Consider the following 13,016-nt stretch of genomic DNA (forward strand, 5'->3'; position numbering starts at 1 on the left):
CCCTGACAGCGCCTTCATCGCGTCGCTGTCGGGTCCCTACAGAAACGGACGCGGAATCGTCCATGCTGTTGGGTTCCGACAGAAACCGGCCGGGGGCGGGAGGTGCTCCGGCGCCCACATGATTCACTGCGGGTCTGTTGTCGCGTCGGCCGGGATGCCGACCGTGGCGGCGATCGCGCCGGCCGAGAAGGGGAGGGCCCCGTGCCCCATGACATCGATCAGACATTCCTCGCGCTGCCACTGCGCGCGCTCGCCGACGCCGCGCTGGCCAGGGCGCGCGCGCTCGGCGCCGACCACGCCGACTTCCGCTTCGAGCGGGTGCGCAGCGGGGCCTGGCGGCTCCGTGACGCCAAACCCGCGGCCTCGTCGGACACCACGGACCTGGGCTATGCGGTACGGGTGGTGCACGGCGGCGCCTGGGGATTCGCCTCCGGCGTGGACATGACCATGGACGCGGCGGCCCGGGTCGCCGGGCAGGCCGTGGCGATGGCCAGGCTGTCGGCCAAGGTCATCGCCGCCGCCGGCTCCGACGAGCGGGTGGAGCTGGCGGACGAGCCGGTGCACGCGGAGAAGACCTGGGTCTCCTCGTACGAGATCAATCCCTTCGACGTCGCCGACGAGGAGAAGACCGCACTCCTCGCCGAGTGGAGCGGACGGCTGCTGGCCGCCGACGGGGTCGCGCACGTGGACGCCTCACTGCTCACCGTGCAGGAGAACAAGTTCTACGCGGACACCGCCGGCACGATCACCACCCAGCAGCGGGTGCGGCTGCATCCGCAGGTCACGGCCGTCGCCGTGGACGAGACCACCGGCGAGTTCGACTCGATGCGGACGATCGCGCCCCCGGTGGGCCGGGGCTGGGAGTACCTGACCGGCACGGGCTGGGACTGGAACTCCGAGCTGGAGGAGATCCCGGCCCTGCTCGCCGAGAAGATGCGCGCCCCGAGTGTCGAGGCCGGACGGTACGACCTGGTGGTGGACCCGTCGAACCTCTGGCTCACCATCCACGAGTCCATCGGTCACGCCACCGAGCTGGACCGGGCGCTGGGGTACGAGGCGGCGTACGCCGGGACCTCCTTCGCCACCTTCGACAAGCTGGGGAAGCTCGCGTACGGATCGTCGGTGCTGAACGTGACCGGCGACCGGACGGCCGAGCACGGACTGGCCACCGTCGGGTACGACGACGAGGGCGTCGAGGCGCAGTCCTGGGACCTGGTCAGGAACGGCACCCTGGTGGGCTACCAGCTCGACCGGCGCATCGCGAAGCTGACGGGCCTGGGGCGCTCCAACGGATGTGCCTACGCCGACTCCCCCGGCCATGTGCCGGTGCAGCGGATGGCCAATGTGTCGCTCCGGCCGACGCCCGGGGGGCTGTCGACGGAGGATCTGATCGGCGGCGTCGAGCGCGGGATCTACGTGGTCGGCGACCGGTCGTGGTCGATCGACATGCAGCGGTACAACTTCCAGTTCACCGGGCAGCGGTTCTTCCGGATCGAGAACGGCCGGCTGGCCGGACAGCTACGGGATGTCGCCTACCAGGCGACGACGACGGACTTCTGGGGCTCGATGGAACAGGTCGGCGGCCCGCAGACCTATGTGCTGGGCGGCGCCTTCAACTGCGGCAAGGCACAGCCGGGGCAGGTGGCGGCGGTCTCGCACGGCTGCCCATCGGCGCTGTTCCGGGGCGTGAACATTCTCAATACGACGCAGGAGGCGGGGCGATGAGGGCTTCCCTCCCGCGGACTTCCCGCCCACGGACTTCCCCACCCCGGACTTCTCTCCTCCGGACTGCCTCCTTCCGGGAGGGTGGCCTCCGGGGGGCCGGGGACCGGGCCCCGGGCAGTGACCGCACGACACAGGAGGCAGGGCGATGAGCCGCACCAGCAAGCCGTACGAGATCGTCGAGCGCGCCCTTGAGCTCTCCACCGCCGACGGCTGTGTCGTCATCGCGGACGAGACCTCGTCCGCCAATCTGCGCTGGGCCGGTAACGCCCTGACCACCAATGGCGTCACCCGGGGTCGCACCCTCACCGTCATCGCGACCGTCGACGGCGCCGAGGGCACCGCGTCCGGGGTGGTGTCCCGGTCCGCCGTGACCGCCGATGACCTCGAACCGCTGGTCCGGGCCGCGGAGGAGGCCGCCCGTACCGCGGGCCCCGCCGAGGACGCCGGTCCGCTGGTCACCGGGGTGGCGGCGGCGCCCGACTTCACCGAGGCGCCCGCCGAAACGTCGTCCGCCGTCTTCGCGGAGTTCGCGCCCGCACTGGGCGAGGCGTTCGCGCGGGCCCGCGCCGGGAAGCGGGAGCTGTACGGCTTCGCCAACCACGAGATGACCTCCACCTACCTCGGTACCTCGACGGGGCTGCGGCTCCGGCACGACCAGCCCAACGGGACCCTGGAGCTGAACGCCAAATCGCCGGACCTCGCCCGGTCCGCGTGGGCCGGCCGGGCCACCCGGGACTTCAAGGACGTGGACCCCGGCTCACTCGACGCGGAGCTGGCGCGGCGGCTCGCCTGGGCCGAGCGCAAGATCGACCTGCCCGCCGGCCGGTACGAGACACTGCTGCCGCCCACGGCCGTGGCCGATCTGCTGATCTACCAGATCTGGTCGGCGACGGCCCGGGACGCGGTGGAGGGCCGTACGGTCTTCTCCAAGCCGGGCGGCGGGACCCGGGTGGGCGAGACGCTCTCCCCGCTGCCACTCACCCTGCGCAGCGATCCGCACGAGCCGGGTCTCCAGTCCGCGCCGTTCGTGATCGCGCACTCCTCGGGCGACGACGCCTCGGTCTTCGACAACGGTCTGCCGCTGGAGCGGACGGACTGGGTGCGCGACGGACGGCTGGAGCATCTGGTGACCACCCGGCACAGCGCCGGGCTGACGGGGCTGCCGGTCGCGCCGGGGGCCGGGAACCTGATCCTGGACGGCGGTGGCGAGCGGTCCCTCGACGAGATGGTCGCGGCGACGGAACGCGGACTGCTGCTGACCTGCCTCTGGTACATCCGGGAGGTCGATCCGGCGTCACTGCTGCTGACGGGGCTGACCCGGGACGGCGTGTATCTGGTGGAGAACGGCGAGGTCGTCGGTGCGGTGAACAATTTCCGGTTCAACGAGTCGCCCGTGGGCCTGCTCTCCCGGGCCGCCGAGGCGGGCCGTACGGAGAAGACGCTGCCGCGTGAATGGGGCGACTGGTTCACCCGGGCCGCAATGCCCGCGCTCCGGGTCCCGGATTTCAATATGAGTTCGGTCAGCCAGGGCGTATAACCTCGGAGGGGTCGGCCGGCACCGAATGCGGTCCGGCACCCCTTCCAGTAACGGATTCAAGGAGACACGAGAGACGTGACGGACATCGTCGACGAGTTGCAGTGGCGCGGGCTGATCGCCCTCTCCACTGACGAGGACGCATTGCGCAAGGCGTTCGCGGACGGTCCCGTCACGTTCTATTGCGGCTTCGACCCGACCGCGCCCAGCCTGCACCTCGGGAATCTGGTCCAGATCCTCACCATGCGCCGGATCCAGCAGGCCGGGAACCGCCCGCTGGGCCTGGTCGGCGGGGCCACGGGTCTGATCGGCGACCCCAAGCCGAACTCCGAGCGCACACTGAACGAGCCCGAGGTGGTCGCGGCCTGGGTGGGGCGGCTCCGGGAGCAGGTCGAGCGGTTCCTCGACTTCGAGGGTCCGTACGCCGCGACCATGGTCAACAACCTGGACTGGACGTCGGGCCTGTCGGCGATCGACTTCCTGCGCGATGTCGGCAAGTACTTCCGGGTCAACAAGATGATCGCGAAGGAGGCGGTCGCGCGGCGGCTGAACTCCGACGCGGGGATCAGCTACACCGAGTTCAGCTACCAGCTCCTGCAGGGCATGGACTACCTGGAGCTGTACCGGCGGCACGGCTGCGTGCTCCAGACCGGTGGCAGCGACCAGTGGGGCAACCTCACCGCGGGCACCGACCTGATCCACCGGGTCGCGCCGGAGGCCCAGGTGCACGCCCTGGCCACGCCGCTGATCACCAAGGCCGACGGCACGAAGTTCGGCAAGACGGAGTCGGGCACCATCTGGCTGGACGCGGACCGGACCACGCCGTACGCCTTCTTCCAGTTCTGGCTGAACGCGGACGACCGCGATGTCTCCAAGTTCCTGCGGATCTTCAGCTTCCGTTCCCGGAGCGAGATCGAGGAGCTGGAGCGGCTGACCGAGGAGCAGCCGCGGGCGCGCGCGGCCCAGCGGGCGCTGGCGGAGGAGCTGACGACGCTGGTGCACGGCGCCGACCAGTACGCGGCGGCGGCGTACGCCTCGAAGGCGCTCTTCGGCCAGGGCGAGCTGAGCGAGCTGGACGAGCCGACGCTGCGGGCGGCCCTCTCGGAGCTGCCGCACGCCAAGGTCGGCGAGCTGGCTCCGGTGGTGGACCTCCTCGCCGAGGTCGGATTGGTGGCCAGCAAGTCCGCGGCCCGCCGTACCGTGAAGGAGGGCGGGGCCTACGTGAACAATGTGAAGGTCACGGCCGAGGACGCGGTTCCGGCGCGGGAGGACCTGCTGCACGGTCGCTGGCTGGTGCTGCGCCGGGGCAAGAAGAGCCTCGCCGCTGTCGAGATCGGTTAGCACCCCCGGCTGTAGGAACGTGGCCGGATGAACACACGGCGCGTGACGGGATGAACGCACGGCGGCGGGCGGAGGGGACATCGTGCCCCTCCGCCCGCCGCCGCTCCGCGTGCGTGCGTGCGTGCGTGCGTGCGGTCAGGTTCGCTGTCTGTTGCCTTTCAGCGCCACCCAGGCGCGGTCGCCGATGAAGACGAGGATGATCGCGGCGATGAGCTGGAAGGCGTGCCGACCCCAGTCGAAGCCCGGAGTCTCCTCGATTCCAAACCCGGCCGCGATCCAGTTGCCGAGGACGGCGCCGCCGATGCCGCAGATGGTGGCAAGCCACAGGGGGAGATGCTGTTTGCCGGGCAGGATCGCCTTCGCGATCAGGCCCAGCACGAATCCCACGATGATCGCCCACAACCAGCCCATTGCTGCCTCCTCGTACGGCTCCGCGTGAGCAGTTACGCCGCCAGTCTCGGCCCATCCGCCGTACCGCGCATGTCGGGCGGTGCCATACGCGGTACGGCGCAGCCCCGGCACGCAGCCTGGTCCGGCCCCCGCTCTCGTAGGCGGCGCAGGGGCGGCGTACCGTGGAAGGAGTCAGGACCGGGGGCTCCCCCCGGCGGGGAACCCGGTGGTGGAATGTGATGCGGAAGCGGTCGAAGGCGGAGGTCGTCCGGATCACCGGCGCCCGGCAGGGGCTCACCGACGATGTACGGGGTCGGCAGCGACGCTATGTGATCTCCATGTCGGTGCGGACGGTGTCGGTGGTGCTCGCCGCCGTGCTGTGGAACGTGGAGCGCCATGTGGCGATCGTGGCCCTGGCCCTCGGCATTCTCCTCCCCTACATCGCCGTGGTCATCGCCAACGCGGGCCGGGAGAACGTCCCCACGCTCCCCTCCGCGTACGTCCCCACGCCGGTCCGGCCAGCGATCGAGCCGACGGCGGGAACGGCCCCGCCTCAATCCAACGCGGGATCCAACACGGGATCCGACGGGGAAGCCGACGCGGAGGGCGGCACGACCGCCGCCGCGGGTGCGGCTGCGCGGGATACGACCGCTGACAAGAGCGAACGGGAGCGCGCGGCCAACTGATTGCACAGGGCCGGCGAACCTCAGGAAATGCTCAGATCAATCATGAAGTTCCGGTGCCTCGCACCCCGTTGCCCGTGACATACTGCCTACGCGCTCCGCATCCCCCGTCGGAGCGATGGACCGACGCCGGGCAGCTCCCCCCGTGGCTGCCCGGCGTCGCCATGAGTGGACAATGATCCGGTGATGAGTGATCCGGTGAGTGACGAGACCCCGATCTGTTCCGCCAAGGGCTGTCGTGCGGCCGCGGTATGGGTGCTGGCCTGGAACAATCCCAAGGTGCATACGCCCGAGCGGCGGAAGACCTGGCTCGCGTGTGACGAGCACCGCGAGCATCTGTCGAACTTCCTCGATCTCCGTGGGTTCCTGAAGGATGTCGTGACGCTGGAGCAGTGGCACGGCGACGAGTGACGGCGCCGGGTGCCGGGCGGTCAGCCGTCGATCGCCGATACCGCCCGACGGGCGCTGATCAGCCGCCGATCGCCGACATCGGGCGGTCCGGCTGGAGGAACGCCGGATCGTCGAGGCCCGAACCCGCCTTCTTCCCCCACATCGCCCGCCGCCAGAGGGCCGCTATCTCCTCGTCGGACGCGTCCGAGCGCAGCGCGGCCCGCAGATCGGTCTCCTCGCGGGCGAAGAGGCAGTTCCGCACCTGACCGTCGGCGGTGAGCCGGGTGCGGTCGCAGGCCCCGCAGAAGGGGCGGGTGACGGACGCGATCACGCCGACCCGGTGGGGTCCGCCGTCCACGATCCAGCGCTCGGCGGGCGCGGAGCCGCGCTCGTCGTCGGTCTCCGGGGTGAGGGTGAAGCGGGTGCGCAGGGACGCCAGGATGTCGCCCGCCGTGATCATGCCGTCGCGCTGCCAGCCGTGCTGGGCGTCGAGCGGCATCTGTTCTATGAACCGCAGCTCATATCCCTCGGCCACGGCCCAGGCGAGCAGGTCGGGGGCCTCGTCGTCATTGTGGCCGGGCATCAGGACCGTATTGACCTTGACCGGGGTGAGGCCGGCGTCCCGGGCGGCGGCGAGGCCCGCCAGCACGTCCGGCAGCCGGTCCCGCCTGGTGAGGGTCTTGAAGACGTCGGGCCGCAGGGTGTCGAGCGAGACATTGACCCGGTCGAGGCCGGCCGCCCGGAGCGCGGTCGCCGTGCGCTGGAGGCCGATGCCGTTGGTGGTCAGGCTGGTCCTGGGGCGGGGGCTGAGGGCGGCACAGCGCGCCACGATCCCGACGGCGCCGGGTCGCAGCAGCGGCTCTCCGCCGGTGAAGCGGACATCGGTGACCCCGAGCAGGGTGACGGCGATCCGAATCAGCCGGACGATCTCGTCGTCGGTCAGCAGATCGGGCTTGGCGAGCCAGCTCAGGCCCTCTTCCGGCATGCAGTACGTGCACCGCAGATTGCAGCGGTCGGTCAGGGAGACACGCAAATCGGTGGCCACCCGGCCATAGGTGTCGATGAGCACTGGGTCCCCCTCCCGGCGGAGATCTTCTCACCGACCCTACGCCAGAGGGGTGACAACCCGGGCCCTCCGGCGGTGGCGAACATCGCGCGGAGGTGGTGAGCCTCCCCGCGAGACCACCAGCCGACCACCGCGCGACCGCCCTCGTACACCGAACCACGGTCCTCCCCGACCGGACCGGGGGCGTCCGGTCGGGAGGACCGTGGTTCGGTGGTTCGGTGGTTCGGTGGTTCGGTGAGGCCCTGGTCCGGGAGATCCGGGAGATCCGGGAGATCCGGGAGGTCAGTGGGCTCCGGTCCCGGTGAGGGACTTGACCTCCAGTTCCGCGTACTTGCCGGTGTCGGGCTTCTCCTTGGAGAGGAGCGAGGCGAGCCAGCCGAGCAGGAAGCCCAGCGGGATGGAGACCAGCCCCGGGTTCTCCAGCGGGAACCAGTAGAAGTCCATGTCCTTAAACATCGACGTGGGCTTTCCGGAGACGACGGGCGAGAACAGCACCAGTACCACGGATGAGATCAGTCCGCCGTAGATGGACCAGAGGGCGCCCTGGGTGGTGAACCTCTTCCAGAAGAGGCTGTAGAGGAGCGTGGGCAGGTTCGCCGACGCCGCGACCGCGAAGGCGAGCGCGACCAGTCCCGCCACATTCAGGTCGCGGGCCAGCGCGCCGAGTGCGATCGAGACGACACCGATGGCGACGGTGGCCCAGCGGGCGGCGCGGACCTCCTCCTTCTCGGTGGCCTGCCCCCGGCGGATGACATTGGCGTAGATGTCGTGGGCGAACGACGAGGAGGAGGCCAGGGTGAGTCCCGCGACCACCGCGAGGATGGTGGCGAAGGCGACGGCGGAGATCACCGCGAGGAGGATCGCGCCGCCCGCCGAGTCGGTGCCGCCGATATGGAGGGCGAGCAGGGGCGCCGCCGTGTTGCCCGCCTTGTTGGACTCGCTGATCTCGGCGGGCCCGACGATCGCCGCCGCGCCGAAGCCGAGCGCGATCGTCATGAGGTAGAACGCGCCGATGATGCCGATGGCCCAGTTGACGGACTTACGGGCGGCTTTCGCGGTGGGCACCGTGTAGAAGCGGATCAGGATGTGCGGCAGTCCGGCGGTGCCCAGCACCAGGGCGATGCCGAGCGAGATGAAGTCCAGCTTGGAGGTGCCGGATGAGCCGTACTTGAGGCCCGGCTCCAGGAACGCCGATCCGTGCCCGCTCTTCTCGGCCGCGGTGCCGAGCAGGTCGGAGATGTTGAAGTTGAACTTCAGCAGGACCAGGAAGGTGATCAGCAGCGTGCCCGCGATCAGCAGGACGGCCTTGACCATCTGCACCCAGGTGGTGCCCTTCATGCCGCCGATGGTGACGTACAGGATCATCAGCACGCCGACGAGGGCGACGATCAGGACCTTGCCGCTGTCGTTGGTGATGCCGAGCAACAGCGAGACCAGCACTCCGGCGCCGGCCATCTGGGCGAGCAGATAGAAGATCGAGACGACGATGGTGGAGGTGCCGGCCGCGGTGCGGACCGGGCGTTGGCGCATCCGGTAGGCGAGGACGTCGCCCATGGTGAAGCGGCCGGAGTTGCGCAGGGGTTCGGCGACCAGCAGCAGGGCGACCAGCCAGGCCACCAGGAAGCCGATGGAGTAGAGGAACCCGTCGTAGCCGAAGAGGGCGATGGCGCCGGCGATGCCGAGGAACGAGGCGGCGGACATGTAGTCGCCGGAGATCGCCAGGCCGTTCTGGAAGCCGGTGAACTGCCGGCCGCCCGCGTAGAAGTCGGCGGCGCTCTTGGTCTGGCGACCGGCCCAGACCGTGATGAGCAGGGTCGCCACGACGAAGAGGCCGAAGAGCGTGATGATGAGCGGCCGGTGTTCGGTGGTGGCGTTCTCCGCCGCGAGACCGCCCGCCGCGAGGTGCAGGGAGGGGCTCACAGGTTGGCCTCCATCCGGGCCTTGATGGCGTCGGCCTTGGGGTCGAGCCGGTTCGCCGCGTGGCGCGAGTAGAGCCAGGCGATCAGGAAGGTGGTGGCGAACTGGGCGAGGCCGAAGACGAGCGCCACATTGATGTTGCCGAAGAGCTTCGTGCCCATGAACCCGCCCGCGTAGTTCGAGAGCAGGACGTACAGCAGGTACCAGGCGATGAACGCGAAGGTCAGCGGGAAGGCGAAGGAGCGGTAGGTGTGCCGGAGTTCGGCGAACTCCGCGCTCTGCTGCACCTCGACGAACTGCTCGGTCGTGGGCTGTACGGGGTCGGTGTCCGCATGGCCGTGGGGCGGCTGCGGTACTTCGGTAGCCACGGATTCTCCTCGTGACGTGGGAGCGGTGGGGACAGACAAGCGGAGTCCTTCAGTCAGGAGCGTTCGGGGCCTGGTCGATGGTGCTCCTCCTCCTGACAACGGCACGGAGAGCACGCCGGACCGGTTCAACATCGGCCGTTTTTTCTCCTCGATTTCTTCCACGAGCCGTGTTTCGCGCCGGTTCATGGCGTCTTTTCTCCGACTTCCTTCACGTTTTCCGCCCGAACTCATTGATGATGATCAAGAAGGGCGATAGCTTCGCTGGTCATGTACGCGCCCATGCGCACTCGTGTCTGGGCGGTTGTCACGGATGATGTGGAGAACCCATGGCTCATCTGGGATCCAGACGGCGTCGCGCCATTGCGCTGCCCGCAGGTCTGGCGCTCACCGCTTCGCTCGGCTTCCTCCCGGCGGGAGCGGCATCGGCCGCCCCGGGTGGATCGGCCTCCGCCGTCACCACGGCGGCCGTGGTGAAGACCGACGGCCCGAAGCTGTCGTACGTGGTGAACGTGAAGAGCGGTTCCCACACCGCCAAGACGGTGAAGAAGGCGATAGCCAGGGCCGGCGGTTCGATAGTGATCGCCTATGACCAGATAGGCGTCATAGTCGTCCACTCGCAGAACCCGGAGTTCGCGGAGACGATCCGCACCGTACGGGGCGTCGTCTCCGCCGGTGCCACCCGGACCGCCCCGCTGACCACGGCCATGGACAACTCCGTCGGCACGGTCAGTCCGTTGAGCGCCCCGGAGGCGAAGAAGGCGGCGGCCAGGGCCGCGGCCGACCAGGACCCGCTGGAGCCGCTCCAGTGGGGCCTCCCCGCCATCAAGGCGGACCAGGCCCACAAGCGGACGCTGGGCAGCAAGAAGGTCACGGTCGCCGTCCTCGACACGGGCGTGGACGACACCCACCCGGACCTGGCGCCCAACTTCGACCAGCGCGCCTCGGCGAACTGCGTCACCGGCAAGCCGGACACCACACCCGGTTCCTGGCGCCCCGCCGCCAACGAGAGCAGCCACGGCACGCATGTCGCGGGCACGATCGCCGCGGCCAAGAACGGTATCGGCGTGACCGGTGTCGCCCCGGGCGTCAAGGTCTCCGGCATCAAGGTGTCGACCACGGCCGGCTTCTTCTACACCGAGTCGATCGTCTGCGGCTTCATCTGGGCCGCCGAGAACGGTGTCGAGGTGACCAACAACAGCTACTACGTCGACCCGTGGCTGTTCAATTGCAAGAACGACCCGGACCAGAAGGCCCTGGTCGAGGCGGTCTCCCGGGCCACCCGGTACGCCGAGCGCAAGGGCGCCGTGAACGTCGCGGCGGCCGGCAACAGCCGGATGGACCTCGCGGCCGCCAAGCTGACCGACGTGACCAGCCCCAACGACTCCACCCCGGGCACGCGGGAGATCGACCCGAAGGTCTGCCTGGACATCCCGACCCAGCTCCCGGGGGTCGTCACCACGTCCTCGCTGGGTGCCAAGAACCTGAAGTCGTCGTTCTCCAACTACGGCGACGGCGTGGTCGACATCTCCGCCCCCGGCGGCGACTCGACGGTCTTCCAGAAGCCGGACGCCCCGGCCACCGACGGCCGGATCCTCTCCACGCTGCCCAACGGGCGCTACGGCTACTCGGCCGGTACGTCGATGGCCTCGCCGCATGTCGCGGGCGTGGTCGCGCTCATCAAGTCGAAGCACCCGGGTGCGTCCCCGGCCGCACTGAAGGCGCTGCTGTACGCGCAGGCGGACGACAAGGCGTGCACCAACCCGTACGACATCAACGGTGACGGTGTCGTCGACGCGGTGTGCGAGGGCGGCAAGACCAAGAACGGCTTCTACGGAACGGGCGTCACCGACGCCCTGGACGCCGTACGCCGCTGACCGGTCGGACAACGGCGGGGCCGGACCTCCGGGTGACCCGGGGGTCCGGCCCCGCCGCGCGTCAGCCGGACCGCCGCGTCCGGTGGCGGGCCAGCAGGCCGAGCATGAGCAGCAGTTGTCCCATGCTGTAGAGGAACATGATCCAGAAGTCGGTGGCGGGCGGCTGCGGCATCTCGGCGACATCGATAGCGATGATCAGGTCCGAGACCAGGAAGAGCGCACCACCCGCCGCCGCGAGCGGCCCGACGACGGCGGCCCGCCAGGCCATGACCGTCAGCAGCGTCGCGTACGCGGCCACCGGGACGCGCAGTTCGGCCGGTAGGCCGGGCCAGAGCAGGACGAGCGCGGCGACGAGCAGGACGGCGTAGAGCGGGCCGAGCCAGCGGGGCGTACCGCCCCGGCCGAAGAGCACCAGGTAGCAGACGTGTCCCACGGCGAACGAGCCCATGCCGACGAGGAAGGCCCAGTCCGCGTCGGAGAGCAGGAACACGTCGCCGCCCCAGCCGAGGAGCAGCGCGCAGACGAGCAGCCGGGGTCCGCCCCGTACGGCCGTGTACGCGGCGAGCAGCGGCATCAGCAGGGGTTTGGCGATCCGGTGGCCCGTCTCCGCGCCGAGGAGCAGGGAGCCGAGGTCGACGAGTACGGCAGCGGCGAAGAGGGCGAGGATCACCGGGCCGGCCGGGCCGGGCAGACGCGTCGGGCGGATCGGGCGCGTCGGGCTCATCGAGGCGTGGAGGTCCGGGGAGTTCATCGGGCACGTCCGGCGGTCGGCGCGCTGTGGCGCGCGGCGGATGGGGGTGGCGCGGCGGCCGGGGAGGTGGCGGCGGGTGGGAGCGGGGCGGCGGATGGCTGCCAGCCCGGTCCACGGAAGACCCGCCCGGCGCGCTCACGCCAGGTGGTCGCGGCCCTGACGTCGCGGGCGATGGCCACGTACTCATGGGTGGCGACCCGGAGCGGGTTGTAGGTGTCGATGTTCTTGGTGAGGCCGAAGACCGGCCGCTCGGTCTCGGGCGCGAAGGAGCCGAAGAGCCGGTCCCAGACGATGAGGATGCCGCCGAAGTTGCGGTCCAGGTAGCCGCCCTGGGAGGCGTGGTGCACCCGGTGGTGGGAGGGCGTGTTCAGTACGTACTCGAAGGGGCGCGGCAGGGTGCCGATCCGCTCGGTGTGCACCCAGAACTGGTAGACGAGGTTGACGGACGAGCAGAAGGCGAGCGCGGCCGGGTGCACACCCCACGCGATGAGCGGCAGATAGAACGGCCAGACGGTCAGCGTCGTCCAGGGCTGGCGCAGCGCGGTGGTGAGGTTGAACCTCCGGCTGGAGTGGTGGACCACATGGCAGGCCCAGAGGATGCGGACGACGTGGTGGCCGCGGTGTGACCAGTAGTAGAGGAAGTCCTGGGCGAGCAGCATCAGCGGCACGGTCCACCAGAGGAAGGGGATCCGGGCCGGGGTGAGTTCGTAGAGGGCGGTGTAGACCGCGACGATCGGGATCTTCCACAGGAGGTCGAAGCCGAGGCTGCCGAGGCCCATGCCGACGCTGGTGGCGGCGTCCTTGGTCTCGTAGCCGGCGGCGTTCTCGTCGGGATGGAGCCGGTGGCTGATCACTTCGAGGACGGTGAGCAGCGCGAAGGCGGGTATCGACCACAGCACGACATCGGGCGGGTTCGGCATAGGTGCACCGTAGAGGCGGTGGTCAGGGCGGGGCTAGACGTTGTTACCCACAAGTAT

12 protein-coding genes are annotated in these 13,016 nt (G+C 69.9%); 6 read left to right on the forward strand and 6 right to left on the reverse strand.

Features of this window, described 5'->3' with window-relative positions:
* The first annotated feature begins 201 nt into the window (after positions 1–201).
* The 3 genes from ACH4S7_RS00135 (at position 202) to tyrS (ending at position 4,600) form a co-directional block, all read left to right on the forward strand.
* Entirely contained in the window at positions 202–1,725 is a 1,524-nt protein-coding gene (locus tag ACH4S7_RS00135) for a TldD/PmbA family protein (protein ID WP_398518759.1), read from the forward strand.
* A gap of 145 nt (positions 1,726–1,870) precedes the next feature.
* Positions 1,871–3,262, forward strand: coding sequence for a metallopeptidase TldD-related protein (locus tag ACH4S7_RS00140; RefSeq protein WP_398518760.1), 1,392 nt, complete (start codon positions 1,871–1,873; stop codon positions 3,260–3,262).
* Between the two features lie 75 nt (positions 3,263–3,337).
* Positions 3,338–4,600 (forward strand): tyrosine--tRNA ligase, encoded by a 1,263-nt coding sequence (gene tyrS / locus ACH4S7_RS00145; RefSeq protein ID WP_398518761.1) that lies wholly within the window; start codon positions 3,338–3,340, stop codon positions 4,598–4,600.
* A gap of 135 nt (positions 4,601–4,735) precedes the next feature.
* On the opposite strand, the gene ACH4S7_RS00150 is transcribed toward tyrS, so the two are convergent.
* Positions 4,736–5,011 (reverse strand): GlsB/YeaQ/YmgE family stress response membrane protein, encoded by a 276-nt coding sequence (locus ACH4S7_RS00150; RefSeq protein ID WP_398518762.1) that lies wholly within the window; start codon positions 5,009–5,011, stop codon positions 4,736–4,738.
* A 218-nt stretch (positions 5,012–5,229) separates the two neighbouring features.
* On the opposite strand from ACH4S7_RS00150, the gene ACH4S7_RS00155 reads away from it, so the two are divergent.
* Together ACH4S7_RS00155 and ACH4S7_RS00160 are read left to right on the forward strand one after the other, a co-directional pair.
* A complete protein-coding gene (locus ACH4S7_RS00155) occupies positions 5,230–5,676 on the forward strand; it encodes a DUF3099 domain-containing protein (protein WP_398518763.1) in 447 nt (148 codons plus the stop codon).
* Between the two features lie 183 nt (positions 5,677–5,859).
* Complete coding sequence (locus tag ACH4S7_RS00160; RefSeq protein WP_398518764.1) at positions 5,860–6,084, forward strand: hypothetical protein; 225 nt, start codon at positions 5,860–5,862, stop codon at positions 6,082–6,084.
* Between the two features lie 58 nt (positions 6,085–6,142).
* Here ACH4S7_RS00160 and moaA read toward each other — a convergent pair whose 3' ends face one another.
* The 3 genes from moaA to ACH4S7_RS00175 all read right to left on the reverse strand — a co-directional run bounded on the left by moaA (position 6,143) and on the right by ACH4S7_RS00175 (position 9,414).
* On the reverse strand, positions 6,143–7,132 hold the full coding sequence (gene moaA, locus ACH4S7_RS00165; RefSeq protein WP_398518765.1) for a GTP 3',8-cyclase MoaA: 990 nt from the start codon (positions 7,130–7,132) through the stop codon (positions 6,143–6,145).
* A gap of 279 nt (positions 7,133–7,411) precedes the next feature.
* Positions 7,412–9,049: a cation acetate symporter gene (locus tag ACH4S7_RS00170; RefSeq protein WP_398518766.1), complete on the reverse strand. Its 1,638-nt coding sequence runs from the start codon at positions 9,047–9,049 to the stop codon at positions 7,412–7,414.
* Entirely contained in the window at positions 9,046–9,414 is a 369-nt protein-coding gene (locus ACH4S7_RS00175) for a DUF485 domain-containing protein (RefSeq protein WP_398518767.1), read from the reverse strand. Before ACH4S7_RS00175 ends, ACH4S7_RS00170 begins: the two co-directional genes overlap by 4 nt.
* 326 nt (positions 9,415–9,740) lie before the next feature.
* Between ACH4S7_RS00175 and ACH4S7_RS00180 the strand changes: the two genes are divergently transcribed.
* The gene (locus ACH4S7_RS00180; RefSeq protein ID WP_398518768.1) at positions 9,741–11,288 is read left to right on the forward strand and encodes a S8 family peptidase; all 1,548 of its coding nucleotides are present in this window, start codon (positions 9,741–9,743) and stop codon (positions 11,286–11,288) included.
* A gap of 61 nt (positions 11,289–11,349) precedes the next feature.
* On the opposite strand, the gene ACH4S7_RS00185 is transcribed toward ACH4S7_RS00180, so the two are convergent.
* The gene (locus ACH4S7_RS00185; protein WP_398518769.1) at positions 11,350–12,039 is read right to left on the reverse strand and encodes a lysoplasmalogenase; all 690 of its coding nucleotides are present in this window, start codon (positions 12,037–12,039) and stop codon (positions 11,350–11,352) included.
* Positions 12,036–12,959 carry a sterol desaturase family protein gene (locus ACH4S7_RS00190; protein ID WP_398518770.1) on the reverse strand — a complete coding sequence of 308 codons (924 nt, stop codon included), beginning with the start codon at positions 12,957–12,959 and terminating at the stop codon, positions 12,036–12,038. Before ACH4S7_RS00190 ends, ACH4S7_RS00185 begins: the two co-directional genes overlap by 4 nt.
* Between the last annotated feature and the right edge of the window lie 57 nt (positions 12,960–13,016).

The organism is Streptomyces sp. NPDC020965, assembly GCF_044333555.1.
Classification (GTDB): domain Bacteria; phylum Actinomycetota; class Actinomycetes; order Streptomycetales; family Streptomycetaceae; genus Streptomyces.

Coding starts and splice junctions, on each gene's coding strand:
- ACH4S7_RS00140 (WP_398518760.1), top strand. CDS start 1,871: ATGAGCCGCACCAGCAAGCCGTACGAGATCGTCGAGCGCGCCCTTGAG.
- ACH4S7_RS00185 (WP_398518769.1), bottom strand. CDS start 12,039: ATGAACTCCCCGGACCTCCACGCCTCGATGAGCCCGACGCGCCCGATC.
- ACH4S7_RS00190 (WP_398518770.1), bottom strand. CDS start 12,959: ATGCCGAACCCGCCCGATGTCGTGCTGTGGTCGATACCCGCCTTCGCG.
- ACH4S7_RS00180 (WP_398518768.1), top strand. CDS start 9,741: ATGGCTCATCTGGGATCCAGACGGCGTCGCGCCATTGCGCTGCCCGCA.
- ACH4S7_RS00160 (WP_398518764.1), top strand. CDS start 5,860: ATGAGTGATCCGGTGAGTGACGAGACCCCGATCTGTTCCGCCAAGGGC.
- ACH4S7_RS00150 (WP_398518762.1), bottom strand. CDS start 5,011: ATGGGCTGGTTGTGGGCGATCATCGTGGGATTCGTGCTGGGCCTGATC.
- ACH4S7_RS00155 (WP_398518763.1), top strand. CDS start 5,230: ATGCGGAAGCGGTCGAAGGCGGAGGTCGTCCGGATCACCGGCGCCCGG.